Source organism: Enterobacter cloacae complex sp. IR5412 (genome assembly GCF_049237385.1).
Classification (GTDB): Bacteria; Pseudomonadota; Gammaproteobacteria; order Enterobacterales; family Enterobacteriaceae; genus Enterobacter; species Enterobacter intestinihominis.
Genome location: NZ_JBMKHQ010000003.1, coordinates 97,006 through 111,066, shown reverse-complemented (window position 1 = coordinate 111,066; position 14,061 = coordinate 97,006). Strand labels below are relative to the sequence as shown.

General features: G+C 54.0%; 13 protein-coding genes. 6 read left to right on the top strand and 7 right to left on the bottom strand.

Annotated features, from left to right (window positions below; translation table 11 throughout):
- Positions 1–42: 42 nt before the first annotated feature.
- Positions 43–1,977: an exoribonuclease II gene (locus tag ACOTX2_RS06845; protein WP_023300251.1), complete on the top strand. Its 1,935-nt coding sequence runs from the start codon at positions 43–45 to the stop codon at positions 1,975–1,977.
- Between the two features lie 206 nt (positions 1,978–2,183).
- The gene (gene pdeR / locus ACOTX2_RS06840; protein ID WP_063147225.1) at positions 2,184–4,172 is read left to right on the top strand and encodes a cyclic di-GMP phosphodiesterase; all 1,989 of its coding nucleotides are present in this window, start codon (positions 2,184–2,186) and stop codon (positions 4,170–4,172) included.
- On the opposite strand, the gene ACOTX2_RS06835 is transcribed toward pdeR, so the two are convergent.
- Positions 4,169–5,038, bottom strand: coding sequence for a crotonase/enoyl-CoA hydratase family protein (locus ACOTX2_RS06835; RefSeq protein ID WP_047051533.1), 870 nt, complete (start codon positions 5,036–5,038; stop codon positions 4,169–4,171). The genes pdeR and ACOTX2_RS06835 overlap by 4 nt on opposite strands.
- Before the next feature lie 191 nt (positions 5,039–5,229).
- On the opposite strand from ACOTX2_RS06835, the gene ACOTX2_RS06830 reads away from it, so the two are divergent.
- The 3 genes from ACOTX2_RS06830 to osmB all read left to right on the top strand — a co-directional run bounded on the left by ACOTX2_RS06830 (position 5,230) and on the right by osmB (position 6,683).
- Positions 5,230–5,412, top strand: a complete 183-nt coding sequence (locus tag ACOTX2_RS06830) for a hypothetical protein (protein ID WP_022648315.1) — start codon at positions 5,230–5,232, stop codon at positions 5,410–5,412.
- A 37-nt stretch (positions 5,413–5,449) separates the two neighbouring features.
- Positions 5,450–6,202 carry a DNA-binding transcriptional regulator YciT gene (locus ACOTX2_RS06825; protein ID WP_022648316.1) on the top strand — a complete coding sequence of 251 codons (753 nt, stop codon included), beginning with the start codon at positions 5,450–5,452 and terminating at the stop codon, positions 6,200–6,202.
- A gap of 262 nt (positions 6,203–6,464) precedes the next feature.
- Positions 6,465–6,683, top strand: a complete 219-nt coding sequence (gene osmB, locus ACOTX2_RS06820; RefSeq protein ID WP_003856823.1) for an osmotically-inducible lipoprotein OsmB — start codon at positions 6,465–6,467, stop codon at positions 6,681–6,683.
- Positions 6,684–6,787: 104 nt separating this feature from the next.
- Here the strand turns inward: osmB and yciH are convergent, their stop codons facing one another.
- From yciH to pgpB, 5 genes are all read right to left on the bottom strand, one after another.
- On the bottom strand, positions 6,788–7,114 hold the full coding sequence (yciH, locus tag ACOTX2_RS06815) for a stress response translation initiation inhibitor YciH (protein ID WP_063147223.1): 327 nt from the start codon (positions 7,112–7,114) through the stop codon (positions 6,788–6,790).
- Positions 7,114–7,851: an orotidine-5'-phosphate decarboxylase gene (gene pyrF / locus ACOTX2_RS06810; protein ID WP_032624129.1), complete on the bottom strand. Its 738-nt coding sequence runs from the start codon at positions 7,849–7,851 to the stop codon at positions 7,114–7,116. The genes yciH and pyrF overlap by 1 nt, the downstream gene beginning before the upstream one ends.
- A 184-nt stretch (positions 7,852–8,035) precedes the next feature.
- Entirely contained in the window at positions 8,036–9,205 is a 1,170-nt protein-coding gene (gene lapB, locus ACOTX2_RS06805) for a lipopolysaccharide assembly protein LapB (RefSeq protein WP_003856819.1), read from the bottom strand.
- 6 nt (positions 9,206–9,211) lie between these two features.
- On the bottom strand, positions 9,212–9,520 hold the full coding sequence (locus tag ACOTX2_RS06800; protein ID WP_006810839.1) for a LapA family protein: 309 nt from the start codon (positions 9,518–9,520) through the stop codon (positions 9,212–9,214).
- 148 nt (positions 9,521–9,668) lie between these two features.
- Entirely contained in the window at positions 9,669–10,436 is a 768-nt protein-coding gene (gene pgpB, locus ACOTX2_RS06795) for a phosphatidylglycerophosphatase B (RefSeq protein ID WP_032622464.1), read from the bottom strand.
- Between the two features lie 197 nt (positions 10,437–10,633).
- Here pgpB and ribA point away from each other — a divergent pair, with 197 nt between their 5' ends.
- Positions 10,634–11,224 carry a GTP cyclohydrolase II gene (gene ribA, locus ACOTX2_RS06790; protein WP_013096372.1) on the top strand — a complete coding sequence of 197 codons (591 nt, stop codon included), beginning with the start codon at positions 10,634–10,636 and terminating at the stop codon, positions 11,222–11,224.
- Positions 11,225–11,261: 37 nt separating this feature from the next.
- Here ribA and acnA read toward each other — a convergent pair whose 3' ends face one another.
- A complete protein-coding gene (acnA, locus tag ACOTX2_RS06785) occupies positions 11,262–13,937 on the bottom strand; it encodes an aconitate hydratase AcnA (protein ID WP_023306390.1) in 2,676 nt (891 codons plus the stop codon).
- Positions 13,938–14,061 lie beyond the last annotated feature (124 nt).

Below are 14,061 nucleotides of genomic sequence, written 5' to 3'. Positions count from 1 at the left end.
GTAAAACTGTCAGCCGCTCAATGGCTACGAAAATAGAACATTATGTTTCAGGACAACCCGCTGCTAGCGCAGCTTAAACAGCAACTACATTCCCAGACGCCCCGTGCAGAAGGGGTCGTAAAAGCCACGGAAAAGGGCTTTGGCTTTCTTGAAGTTGACGGACAGAAGAGCTACTTCATTCCGCCTCCTCAGATGAAGAAAGTGATGCATGGCGACCGCATTTCGGCCGTTATTCATACCGAAAAGGAACGAGAGTCTGCCGAGCCGGAAGCACTGATCGAACCTTTCCTGACCCGCTTTGTCGGGAAAGTGCATAAAAAAGACGATCGTCTTTCTATCGTACCGGATCATCCTCTCCTGAAAGATGCCATCCCTTGCCGCGCTGCGCGTGGCGTTGAGCATGACTTTGTCGAGGGTGACTGGGCGGTTGCCGAAATGCGACGTCATCCTTTAAAAGGCGATCGCGGTTTCTACGCCGAGCTGACCCAGTTCATCACCTTTGGCGACGACCATTTCGTCCCATGGTGGGTGACGCTGGCGCGCCACAACCTCGAAAAAGAAGCGCCGGATGGCGTCGCGACCAAAATGCAGGACGAAGGTCTTGAGCGTCGCGATCTGACAGCGCTGGACTTTGTCACCATCGACAGCGCCAGCACCGAGGATATGGACGATGCGCTGTATGCCGAAGAGGCAGCGGATGGCAAAATGCATCTGACCGTCGCCATCGCCGACCCTACCGCATGGATTGTCGAAGGCAGCAAGCTGGACGAAATGGCCAAAGTGCGTTCGTTCACCAACTACCTGCCGGGCTTCAACATCCCGATGCTGCCGCGCGAGCTTTCCGACGATCTCTGCTCCCTGCGTCCCCATGAAGTGCGTCCGGTACTGGCCTGCCGCATGACCATCGCGGCTGACGGTACCATTGAAGAAGATATCGAATTCTTCGCCGCCACCATCGAATCCAAAGCTAAACTGGCTTATGACAACGTGTCCGACTGGCTGGAAAATACCGGCAGCTGGAAGCCTGAATCCGATAATATCGCTGCGCAAATTCGTCTGCTGCATCGCGTCTGCCAGAGCCGCAGTGAGTGGCGCCAGACCCACGCGCTGGTATTTAAGGACCGCCCGGACTACCGCTTTGTGCTGGGGGAAAAAGGCGAAGTGCTCAACATCGTCGCCGAGCCACGCCGTATTGCCAACCGTATCGTTGAAGAAGCGATGATCTCCGCCAACATTTGCGCCGCACGCGTGCTGCGCGACAAGTTAGGCTTTGGCATTTACAACGTGCACACCGGCTTTGACCCGGCTAACACCGAAGCGCTGGCCGCCCTGCTCAAAACCCATGACGTCCACGTCGATCCGGAAGAGGTGCTGACCCTGCCAGGCTTCTGCAAGCTGCGCCGCGAGCTGGACGCACAGCCGTCAGGTTTCCTTGACAGCCGCATTCGCCGCTTCCAGTCCTTTGCGGAAATCAGCACGGAGCCAGGCCCGCACTTCGGTCTCGGTCTTGAGGCGTACGCCACCTGGACCTCCCCGATCCGTAAGTACGGCGACATGGTTAACCATCGTCTGCTGAAAGCGATCATCAAAGGGGAATCTGTTGCCCGGCCACAGGATGAGACTACGTTGCAGATGGCAGAGCGTCGCCGTCTGAACCGTATGGCGGAGCGTGATGTCGGCGACTGGTTGTACGCGCGTTTCCTGAATGATAAGGCAGGGACTGACACCCGTTTCCCGGCTGAAATCATTGACATCAGCCGCGGCGGTATGCGCGTGCGTCTGGTGGATAATGGCGCCGTTGCCTTTATTCCTGCCCCGTTCCTGCATGCCGTTCGCGACGAACTGGTTTGTAGCCAGGAAAACGGGACCGTGCAAATTAAAGGCGAAACGGTTTACAAAGTCACTGACGTGATTGATGTAAACATCGCTGAAGTCCGCATGGAAACCCGCAGCATTATCGCGCGCCCTGTCGCCTGATAACCGCGTAGACTCCCAGCCGTTCCGTTCAGGGATGGCCGGGAGTTCTCCCCAGTATTATCTCTCGCAAAATCATCGTTTTTTCTCACACTTTTCTGTTTCCCACCGCCACATTTCGCCAGAATTATCTACAGTAAAAAGAGCCGTCATAGTCGACTGCAAATGAATAATTTGTGCGCTACTCAGCAGCCGCGGGAGAAAACGGGATGGACGATCTGGAGCAGAATTTGCTGTTTCGTTACATGGGTACGCATAGCCCCTGGTGGCGACTAACAGCAGACAGCAATGCTCTGCATCTTGCTGCCAGTGAAAGCGCTGAAATCGTTCAGGTGGTTGCGCTGGACGATGAGCAGGCCGCTCTGATTCGCCAGCTCACCGTTATCACGTCCAGCATTGCCATGACCCTTCCCTTGTATGGTTTGGACGTTCCCGTCCATCTTGTCGGTCGTAAAATTAACAAAAATGAGTGGGCGGGAACGGCATCAGCATGGAACGACACGCCTTCCGTGGCGCGCGATCTGGCGCAGGGACTCTCCTTCGCCGAACAGGTAGTGTCCGAAGCTAACTCCGTAATTGTCATCCTCGACCAGAACGGGAATATTCAGCGCTTCAACCGTTTAAGTGAAGAATATACGGGCCTGAAGGAACAGGAAGTCATCGGGCAAAACGTGTTTAAACTGTTCATGAGCCGCAGCGAAGCCGCGGCCTCAAAACGCAACATCACCGGTTTTTTTCGTAACGGCAGCTCCTACGAAGTCGAACGCTGGATCAAGACCCGCAAGGGGCAACGCCTGTTTCTCTTCAGAAATAAATTCGTTCACAGCGGCAGCGGGAAAAATGAAATTTTCCTCATCTGTTCAGGTACCGACATCACGGAAGAGCGCCGGGCCCAGGAGCGCCTGCGCGTTCTCGCCAATACGGATACGATTACCGGTTTGCCTAACCGAAATGCCATTCATGAGCTGATCTCCGACGCCATCACCTCCCGGGGTGAAACGCAGGTGGGCGTGGTTTATCTCGATCTGGATAACTTTAAAAAAGTGAACGATGCCTATGGGCATATGTTTGGCGACCAGCTGCTACAGGCCGTTGCGCTGGCGATCCTGAGTTGCCTGGACGACGGACAAACCCTGGCGCGCCTGGGTGGGGATGAGTTTATCGTGATGGCCACCGATACCTCGCAGGGCGCACTGGAAGCTATGGCGTCGCGCATTCTGACCCGACTGCGGCAGCCTTTCCGCATCGGGCTGATAGAGGTTTACACTGGCTGCTCGCTTGGTATCGCGCTTGCGCCCCAGCACGGTAACGATCGGGAAAGCGTCATTCGCAATGCCGACACCGCCATGTACACCGCCAAGGAAAATGGCCGGGGTAAATTCTGCGTCTTCTCGCCAGAGATGAACCAGCGCGTATTTGAATATCTGTGGCTGGATACCAACCTGCGTAAAGCGCTGGATAACGATCAGCTGTTAATTCACTACCAGCCAAAAATGACCTGGCGCGGCGAAGTCAGAAGTCTGGAGGCGCTGGTGCGCTGGCAGTCGCCGGAGCGTGGCCTGATCCCGCCGATGGAATTTATCTCCTATGCGGAAGAGTCAGGGCTGATAGTGCCCCTTGGCCGCTGGGTTATGCTCGATGTGGTGCGCCAGGTGGCAAAATGGCGCGACAAAGGGATCAACCTGCGCGTCGCGGTCAACGTTTCCGCCCGTCAGCTGGCGGACCAGACCATCTTCAGTGACCTGAAGCAGGCGCTGAAAGACCTGAATTTTGAATACTGCCCGATTGACGTGGAATTGACCGAAAGCTGTCTCATCGAAAATGAAGAGCTGGCCCTGTCAGTGATCCAGCAATTTAGCCGCCTGGGGGCGCAAATTCACCTTGATGACTTTGGTACGGGGTACTCTTCCCTGTCGCAGCTGGCGCGCTTCCCTATCGACGCCATCAAGCTTGACCAGTCCTTCGTCCGGGATATCCATAAGCAGTCCATTTCACAGTCGCTGGTGCGCGCGATAGTCGCCGTGGCACAGGCGTTGAATCTGCAGGTCATTGCTGAAGGGGTGGAGAGTGCAAAAGAAGACGCCTTTCTGACGAAGAATGGCGTCAACGAACGGCAGGGTTTTCTTTTTGCTAAGCCCATGCCCGCAGCCGCATTCGAGCGATGGCTAAAGCGCTATCAGGCCAGGAATGTCCGTTAGCTGGCTTTGCGTAAGCCCGTCGCCTGATGGCGATTTTGCAGCATAACCAGCCGCTCCATGTAGGCGATATCCTTCGGTTCAAGGCAGAAGGCGGCATCCACCCAATCCTCTGTAATGTCCATCAACTCGCTTCGCGGAAGTGGCAGAACACGCGTACGCGCGCGCAGCATGGCCCTTACGCCGTTCAGCTTCGGCTGTAGCGTGTCGATAAACGTCCGTACCGAAACATAGCTCTGTAACGGCTCGAATAAGAGATCCACAAGACCGTGCTGTTCATACCATTCCGCCGTATGCGACTCACCTTTATAGATCAGCGCCTCTGCCATTTTCATGCCGGCACGACGCGCCACCAGTGAATAACCGCCCATGCCCGGGAACAGATTGAACGCGATTTCCGGAAAGCCTAATCGGGCATCGCGCTGGGCCAGAATGAAATGGTGCGCGAGCGCGGCTTCAAACCCGCCCCCTAACGCGCTTCCTTCCACCATCGCCAGCGTGACAGCACCGGTATCGAACCCTCGTGAGGCGGCATGAACGCAGTCCACACAGGCCCGGGCATAGGCGCGTAACGCTTCGCGTCGGTTGTTTTTGATGCACTCAACGAAGAATTGTAAATCACCGCCGGTATTGTAGATGTCAGGGACCAGCGATCCGGTGACCCAAAAATCAACGACAAATCCAGACTGGCGAACCAGCCAGGAGAGATTCATGATCTCCTCGATCAGCGCATGATTGAAGCAAGGCCGTGGCGTGGCACGTAACATCATCCACACCGTGCGCCGTTCGGCCTCATAATAAGCCGCCAGTTGAGTGAATCGTTCAGCATCAGTAAACAATGTGCAGGTTGTCTGGTTGATAACTGTCATAGTCGAATTCCTCTTATAAAAAAGCGCGTTGCGCGCAGTTTTAGACTAATCCACCCCTACAACCCGCAGCATACGGGGGTTAAATTTGTCACTTTCATTTATGAACTTTGGTTATTGCATTTTTTACCTTCTCTTTTGAATCAATTTTCTGCATCATTGATAATATTAACTTTTCGCTTCAGGGTGAGCTTATGTCTAACATTGATGCAACAGCCGTGGCACAGCGTATTGATACTGTGCTGGATATTCTTGTCGCGGGCGATTATCACTCTGCTATCCGTAATCTTGAGATCCTCAAGTCTGAACTGCTGGCTGAGAACGGCACTGATAACGCATCAGAATCCACTCAACCAAAAGCCCCGTGGGAAGTGTAACCACGTCGTTTTCGCCCTTGCCTTTTAAATGGATGCTATGAATTCCCGACAACAAATCATTTTGCAGATGGTGATCGATCAGGGACGCGTAAGCGTAGTCGATCTCGCTAAAGCTACCGGCGTTTCTGAAGTCACCATTCGTCAGGATCTGAATCTTCTGGAAAAACAGAGCTACCTGCGGCGTGCGCACGGATATGCCGTTCCACTGGACAGCGACGACGTTGAAACCCGCATGATGAACAATTTTGCGCTCAAGCGGGAACTGGCGGAGTTTGCTGCATCCTTAGTGAATAACGGTGAGACCGTCTTTATTGAAAATGGCAGCAGTAACGCCCTTCTGGCGCGCACGCTTGCCGATCAAAAAGACGTTACCATCATTACCGTAAGCAGCTATATCGCCCATCTGTTGAAGGAAACTCGCTGCGAGGTCATTCTGCTGGGCGGCATTTACCAGAAGAAAAGCGAAAGCATGGTGGGGCCATTAACGCGTCAATATGTTCAGCAGGTTCACTTCAGTAAGGCATTCATTGGCATTGACGGCTGGCAGCCCGACACCGGCTTTACCGGTCGCGACATGATGCGTTCAGACGTGGTGAACGCCGTACTCGCCAAAGAGTGTGAAGCGATTGTGCTGACCGATAGCTCTAAGTTTGGCGCAGTACACCCTTATACGATGGGTCCGGCTTCGCGCTTCAGCCGTGTGATCACGGATGAGCGTTTACGCGATGAATATCGCCAGCAATTAGAACAAGACGGCCTGACTGTCGATATTGTGAAAAAAACGGCCTGATTATCCTGCTGCGCCCGAATAATGGGCGCACTTAAACCTTTCTCTGAGAGTATTCCGACCCTTCCTTTAAGAGTTTTTACCTGTTGAAACCGTTCTAAACACGTAAAATTAATATTAGCGATATAACAGGAAGTGACTATCACCTGCGTGATGATGTAACGCCTGCGCGACCAGCTTTCACGGGAACAGAATTTAAGTATGGATATTGTCTATACTTAAAGTGCATTCCTTTCCGTGAATCGATAATTCAGGAGAAAGTATTATGACCTTTACCAGCAAAAAATTAGCCGCCGCTGTTCTGGCAATCACTGTAGCAATGTCTCTGAGCGCTTGCTCTAACTGGTCTAAACGTGACCGTAACACCGCGATTGGTGCCGGTGCTGGTGCGCTTGGTGGTGCAGTATTAACGGATGGTAGTACGCTGGGTACATTAGGTGGTGCTGCCGTAGGTGGTATTATCGGTCACCAGGTGGGCAAATAATCACCATAACGGCTCTCACCGGTATAATAATATATTTTGTATTTTCAGGTCTGACTTACGCACGTAAAAAAAAGAGCCACGGCAATGTCCGTGGCTCATTTATTTTAACCGCCCGCCAGTTTGACTTTCATACCTTTGGCTTCCAGCAGCGTTTTAATTAAATCCCGCTTATCGCCCTGAATCTCAATTATGCCGTCTTTTACTGCCCCACCGCATCCGCACTTCTTTTTAAGCTCAGCGGCGAGCTTTACCAGCTCTGCATCATCCAGATCAATGCCGCTGACAAGGCAAACGCCTTTCCCTTTTCTGCCACTGGTCTGGCGCTGAATACGCACGATTCCATCGCCTTTCGGACGTTCAGCTTTCTCTTTTGGCTCTTCAATGCGCCCGGTATCTGTTGAATAGACCAGACGAGTGTTGGCATCACGCATTATGCCCCCTTTTTCAGTGATGCATTAATCGCTTTCAGAGTCTCTGCCGGATAAGCGGATTGCGTCACCGGGCGACCAATTACCATATAGTCTACCCCCGCGCTCAGCGCCTGCTCTGGCGTCATGATGCGTCGCTGATCCCCTGACTCGCTGCCTGCCGGACGGATACCTGGCGTCACCAGTTTAAATTCGCGGCCTAACTCAGATTTGAAGCGAACCGCCTCCTGGGCTGAACAGACCACGCCATCAAGCCCACACTGTTGCGTGAGGCGCGCCAGACGCTCCGCATGTTCGGCAGGTGACAACGTCACACCCAGGTCACGAAGGTCAGATTCATCCATACTGGTCAGCACGGTGACGGCGATAAGAAGCGGAGCGTCATTGCCAAACGGCACCAGCGCTTCGCGCGCAGCCGTCATCATACGTGCCCCACCGGAGGCATGAACGTTAACCATCCACACACCCAGTTCAGCCGCCGCAGCAACGGCGTGGGCAGTGGTATTCGGAATATCGTGGAATTTCAGGTCGAGGAAAACGTCGAAACCACGCTGGTGCAGATCGCGGACGATTTGCGGACCGAACAGCGTAAACATCTCTTTGCCTACTTTAAGACGGCAATCCCGGGGATCAATACCATCAACAAAGGCCAGTGCGGCGTCACGGTTATTGTAATCCAGAGCAACAACTACAGGAGAATCGGTAACTACGCGGGAAGTGGAGGAAGTAACAGACGTCATGACCAGCCCTTTTCGTCTATGGGCGCGCAGCGGCGCGGAACAGATAAACGGCATGCATTCTACCTGCCCTCGGGGTAAATGAACAGAATCGAATGCTTTTCCTGCTGAACCACAGACCGCACGGTGCTGAAAGAAATAATGCATTCTTTAGTATGTTGTAACTAAAATAGGGTGTTTTAAAAAATCACTGCCCGTCCAGACCACGAATTGGCTTGATGGTGGACCAGGCCCGGCAGGAAGGGCAATGCCAGTAGAGCGAATAGGCGGTGAAGCCGCATTTCTGGCAGCGATAGCGCGGCTTGCTCCGCACCTGTTCACCGACCATGTCTCGCAGCACCATCAGGCTCTCTTTAGCGCGCCCTTCTTCTGCATCGTTAAGATGATAATCCATCAGCTTGTGGAAGACGCGCATCGTCGGATGGCGCTGCAACTGACGGGTAATGTATACCTGGGCGGTATCACTCCCTTCGTGCTCTTCGACGACATCCGACAGCATCAGCTCGGCTGTGGCACCGGTGTTTTCTTCAACACAGCGGCGCAGGAATGCAACCCACTCGTCCTGCTTACCTAACTGCTGATAGCAGGTTTGCAGCATTTCCAGCGTTTCGCTGACCAGCTCTTTGTCCTGATCGATAACGCGAAGCAGGCTTTCCACGGCTTTGGCGTAATCACCATTAGCCATAAAGACCCGCCCCATCATTATCGAGATGCGGGCGCTGTTGCGATCGGCCGCGGCGCCTTTTTTTAGCAATGCCATGGCCTTATCCATGTCATCGCTACCCATTTGCTGAAGGGCAAGCTCGCAGTAAAAATGGGCAATTTCGACGCGCTGTTTATCTTTGCCGAGTTTGACCAGCCGTTCGGCGGTATCAATTGCTTTTTGCCAGTCGCTGGTTGCCTGGTAGATTTGCAGAAGTTGCTGAAGCGCACCGATACGGAAATCGGTCTCATCCACCAGCTGAGAGAACATATCTTCTGCGCGATCGTACAGGCCCGCCGCCATGTAATCTCTGCCCAACTGCTGCACGGCCAGCAACCGTTGCTCATAGGTCAACGATGCGCTTTCCATCAGGGTCTGGTGGATACGGATGGCACGGTCAACCTCTCCGCGCGAGCGGAACAGGTTTCCCAGGGTGAGATGCGCCTCTACGGTGCCGGTATCCTCTTTGAGCATGTCGAGGAACAGATCGACCGCTTTATCCTGCTGATTGCTCAGCAGGAAGTTCACCCCCGCAACGTAGTCACGGGAGAGTCGGTTTGCTTCATCCTGTTTTGTTTGTTGCGCGCTTCTGCGGCCCATATACCAGCCATAGGCTGCGGCGACAGGCAAAAGCAGAAACAACAACTCCAGCATATTCGATTATTCCTTGACTACCGGCACACCAGAGCTCGCCGGAATGTCAGTCGCAGGCGTAAGTTGATGTTCAAGTCGTTTAATTTTACGTTCAGCGCGAACAAGGGAAACACGAACCTTAAGCCAGAACAGGCCACATACAAGCCAGCCGATGACAAAACCCGCTGCGAATAACACAGCCAGCAGGCTCGACACCCGGTACTCGCCCTGCGCCAGCAGATAGTTGAAACTTACCTGTTGATCGTTTTGCGCGCCCAATGTGACTGAAATGACAAAAATCGCCAACACCAGTAAGAAAATGAGTAAATATTTCACATGACTTCCCGTTATGTGGTTCGAGCGTATAAAGCGTGTTCAACTCACTGCAATCAGCCTTATAAGCTACCATTTTAGTGGCGGGCGCGAAACGGAAAAAGTAATGCGCCCTTCATGGATTTATGGTCAAAATGCGGAATATCAAGCTTCAGGTTCCGCCTGACTCCCTTTCGGCTATTTCTTCCTTCTCTTCCTGCGGTGGCGTCAGAGGCCCACAGAAACGTTGTGCAAGCCAGGTCGCCAGCGTCACCAGTACCCACGAAATCAGCGTAGCCACCACCAAATCACGCGGCCAGTGCATCCCCAGCAGCATCCGGCTGCCCATTACGCCTGTCGCCCAGACCAGCAAAATCGCAATCGTGAGGGTACGTCGACGTGGCCAAAGCAGCCCCACGCCGAGTAGCGCCCAGCTGGCAGCAAACATCGTATGTCCGGAAGGAAACGCAAAGCCGGTCTCTTTTTGCCAGTGTTTGCGTAAAAATGTCGGGATATCCTGCTGTTCCGCAAGCTGTTCTTTCACCAACGCCCCGCGATCCTTACGCTTTAAAGTGTAGAACTCATCTACCGGAATATGGTGCGTTTTTTCCAGCCAGATAACAAAGGGACGGGGTTCCTGCACGCGATCTTTCACCCACGACTTCACCCCCTGCCCGACAAGAATGGCGCCTCCGAGAATGGCAAATAATACCAGCGCCGCGCGAAGACGAAAGCGCAGGCACCACAGGAACCAGGCACAGAGCAGCACGTGCGTTATAATCCCCCAGGGCTGGGTGACCGTCTCAGTTATCCAGTATAAGGCTTTCAGCCACGTCTCGTTTTGTCCGGGCTTCCACATCCAGCCGGAGAACCAAACGATCAGGGGTATAACAAGCAATACGGCGGCGCCTGCGGCCGTGCGTCTGGCAATTGAAAGCATGTCCTCTCCTTTTTCACTAAGCACCACAATCATAACTGAATTTCCACCTTCTGGTGGATATGTCGGATCGTGCGTTTAACGTCCGTATAGCGTGGTGGTGATTAGGTGAAGTAGCCGGGCTTGTGGCAAAATAGTCCAATACAGAAAGCAAAATGGGGCAAAGGCACGAAACGTGTCAGCCTGGTATGGAGAATCACATGCAGCTTAAACGTGTGGCAGAAGCCAAACTGCCAACCCCATGGGGCGATTTCCTGATGGTGGGTTTTGAAGAACTGGCAACCGGACAAGATCACGTCGCCCTGGTATACGGTGACATTTCGGGGCAGACGCCGGTACTGTCCCGCGTTCATTCTGAGTGTCTGACCGGTGACGCGCTCTTCAGCCTGCGCTGTGACTGCGGTTTCCAGCTCGAAGCCGCTCTTTCTCATATCGCAGAGGAAGGACGTGGCGTGCTGCTGTATCACCGCCAGGAAGGACGCAATATCGGTCTGCTGAATAAAATCCGCGCCTACGCGTTGCAGGATCAGGGCTATGATACCGTCGAAGCAAACCATCAGCTCGGCTTTGCTGCTGACGAGCGCGATTTCACCCTCTGCGCAGATATGTTCAAGCTGCTGGGCGTGGACGAAGTGCGTCTGTTGACCAATAACCCGAAAAAAGTGGAGATCCTCACTGAAGCGGGCATCAATATCGTTGAACGCGTGCCGCTGATTGTTGGCCGCAATCCGAAAAACGCGCACTACCTCGATACCAAAGCTGCAAAGATGGGGCACCTGCTGAGCGAGTAAACGCAAAACGCCCGGCACATGTGCCGGGCGAGTTTGATCAGTCCAGCATCTTTCGAATCACATAATGTAAAATGCCGTCGTTCTGGTAATAGGTCAGCTCTGTTGCCGTATCAATACGACACCGACAATCCAGCACTTCTGTTGTACCATCTGCCCGCGTTAACTTCACCGGAACGGTTTTACCCGGTTGCAGATTTTGCAGACCGCTGATATCAATCTGCTCTTCCCCGGTCAGACCCAGCGTTTTACGCGTTATGCCCTGCGGGAACTCCAGCGGCAGGATCCCCATTCCGATCAGGTTTGAGCGGTGGATACGTTCAAAGGATTCGGCAATCACCACGCGAACCCCGAGCAGACGTGGACCTTTAGCCGCCCAATCGCGACTGGAACCAGAGCCGTACTCTTTACCGGCAATAACGGCCAGTGGCGTACCCTCCTGCTGATACTTCATGGCTGCGTCATAAATTGAAATGACCTCTGTATCTGGCAGGTGGCGCGTCATGCCCCCTTCCACGCCCGGGACCATTTCATTACGAATGCGGATGTTGGCAAATGTCCCGCGCATCATCACTTCGTGGTTACCGCGGCGCGAACCGTAGGAGTTAAAATCGCGACGTTCCACGCCACGGCTTTGCAGATACCGACCTGCCGGACTGTCCGCTTTGATGCTCCCCGCTGGTGAGATATGGTCAGTGGTGACGGAATCGCCCAGCATCGCCAGAATGCGCGCGCCGTGAATATCTTTCAGCGGTGCCGGCTCCGCCAGCATCTCATCGAAGAAGGGCGACAGGCGAATATAGGTGGAATCATCCTGCCAATCATAGGTATCGGAACCCACCACGTCAATCGCTTTCCATTCCGCTGTACCTTCGAACACTTCCGCATACTCTTTGCGGAACATCTCGGTGGAAACTTTCTCTACCGCGCGCGCAATTTCACGCGATGATGGCCAGATGTCTTTCAGATAGACAGGTTCATTTTTGCGATCGTGACCAATCGGATCGGTCGCCAGGTTAATGTTCATGTTTCCGGCCAGAGCATAGGCTACAACCAGCGGCGGCGAGGCCAGCCAGTTGGTTTTCACCAGCGGATGAATACGCCCCTCAAAGTTTCGGTTACCGGAAAGTACCGCGCCAACGGTCAAATCACCCTGCTTGATCGCCACTTCAATAGGCTCAGGCAGTGGACCAGAGTTACCGATGCAGGTCGTACAGCCGTAGCCCACCAGGTTAAAGCCCAACTCGTCGAGGTACGGCGTGAGTCTGGCCTGCGCCAGGTAATCGGAAACCACTTTCGAACCAGGCGCCAGGGACGCCTTAACCCACGGCTGTGGCTTGAGCCCCAGTTCTACCGCTTTTTTCGCCAGCAGCCCGGCTGCCATTAACACACTCGGGTTGGACGTGTTGGTACAGGAAGTGATAGCGGCGATCACCACGGCGCCGTCAGGGAGCTGATATTGATGCCCGTTCAGAACATAGTCCACAGGACGGTGATCTTTTTGCGCGGCGTTAACCTCCAGCTCATTGCTGGCGGCAAAGGCTTTCGGAACGTTGCTCAGGGCGACGCGGTCCTGCGGTCGTTTCGGCCCTGCGAGGCTTGCCTCAACGGTGCCCATATCCAATTCCAGCGTGCTGGTAAATACCGGCTCGTCACCCGGGTTACGCCACATGCCCTGCGCTTTGGTGTAGGCCTCTACGAGCGCCACCTGCTCCTCGCTGCGACCACTGAGGCGCATATACTCAAGCGTAACGCTATCAATCGGGAAAAAGCCGCAGGTCGCACCATATTCCGGCGCCATGTTGGCGATGGTGGCCCGGTCCGCCAGCGGCAGTGAATCCAGACCATCACCATAAAATTCAACGAATTTACCCACCACGCCATGCTTACGCAGCATCTGGGTGACCGTCAGAACCAGATCCGTGGCGGTAATGCCTTCGGACAATTTACCGGTCAGCTTAAAGCCCACCACATCGGGAATGAGCATCGATACCGGCTGGCCGAGCATGGCCGCTTCCGCTTCAATACCACCGACGCCCCAGCCCAGAACGCCAAGGCCGTTAATCATGGTCGTGTGTGAATCGGTGCCCACCAGCGTATCCGGGTAAGCCACCCACTCTTTATCCTGCAATTCACTCCAGACGGCTTTGCCGAGATATTCCAGGTTGACCTGGTGACAAATGCCGGTGCCTGGTGGAACAACGCTGAAGCGGCTGAACGCCTGCTGACCCCATTTGAGGAAGACATAGCGTTCATGGTTACGTTCCATCTCCAGACGGACGTTTTCACCGAAAGCATCGTCGTCGCCGAAGTGGTCGACGGTGACGGAGTGGTCGATGACGAGGTCTACCGGTGAGAGCGGGTTCACCTTAGCCGTATCGCCCCCGAGACGCTTAACAGCTTCACGCATGGCGGCCAAGTCCACAACCGCCGGCACGCCGGTGAAATCCTGCATCAATACCCTGGCCGGGCGGTAGGCAATTTCTTTGTCTGCATGAGCATTTTTCAGCCACCCTGCCAGAGCCTGGATATCCTCCTCGGTAACCGAGTCGCCATCTTGCCAGCGCAAGAGGTTTTCCAGTAGTACTTTCAACGACTTGGGTAACCGCGAAATGTCCCCAAGCGTCCTGGCAGCCAGCGGTAAGCTGTAGTAGCGCCAGGTTTTATTTTCCGCCTGTAATGTGTCCTTACTGGCTTCGCGTAGGGTTAACGACATAAGCTCCTCCTTAAAAACAGGGATGTCCTGACAATCATCAGGGCTGTAATTAAAGATAACACAAAGATGTCGTAACGTTTTGATAACAACCCAAATTGATAAATTTAGGAATGGTCCAACGCGA

Bases quoted from the DNA above. Each gene is read 5' to 3' on its own strand.
- pdeR (WP_063147225.1), top strand. From the start codon at position 2,184: ATGGACGATCTGGAGCAGAATTTGCTGTTTCGTTACATGGGTACGCAT.
- lapB (WP_003856819.1), bottom strand. From the start codon at position 9,205: ATGCTGGAGTTGTTGTTTCTGCTTTTGCCTGTCGCCGCAGCCTATGGC.
- ribA (WP_013096372.1), top strand. From the start codon at position 10,634: ATGCAGCTTAAACGTGTGGCAGAAGCCAAACTGCCAACCCCATGGGGC.
- ACOTX2_RS06825 (WP_022648316.1), top strand. From the start codon at position 5,450: ATGAATTCCCGACAACAAATCATTTTGCAGATGGTGATCGATCAGGGA.
- osmB (WP_003856823.1), top strand. From the start codon at position 6,465: ATGACCTTTACCAGCAAAAAATTAGCCGCCGCTGTTCTGGCAATCACT.
- pyrF (WP_032624129.1), bottom strand. From the start codon at position 7,851: ATGACGTCTGTTACTTCCTCCACTTCCCGCGTAGTTACCGATTCTCCT.
- pgpB (WP_032622464.1), bottom strand. From the start codon at position 10,436: ATGCTTTCAATTGCCAGACGCACGGCCGCAGGCGCCGCCGTATTGCTT.
- ACOTX2_RS06830 (WP_022648315.1), top strand. From the start codon at position 5,230: ATGTCTAACATTGATGCAACAGCCGTGGCACAGCGTATTGATACTGTG.
- yciH (WP_063147223.1), bottom strand. From the start codon at position 7,114: ATGCGTGATGCCAACACTCGTCTGGTCTATTCAACAGATACCGGGCGC.
- acnA (WP_023306390.1), bottom strand. From the start codon at position 13,937: ATGTCGTTAACCCTACGCGAAGCCAGTAAGGACACATTACAGGCGGAA.
- ACOTX2_RS06835 (WP_047051533.1), bottom strand. From the start codon at position 5,038: ATGACAGTTATCAACCAGACAACCTGCACATTGTTTACTGATGCTGAA.
- ACOTX2_RS06845 (WP_023300251.1), top strand. From the start codon at position 43: ATGTTTCAGGACAACCCGCTGCTAGCGCAGCTTAAACAGCAACTACAT.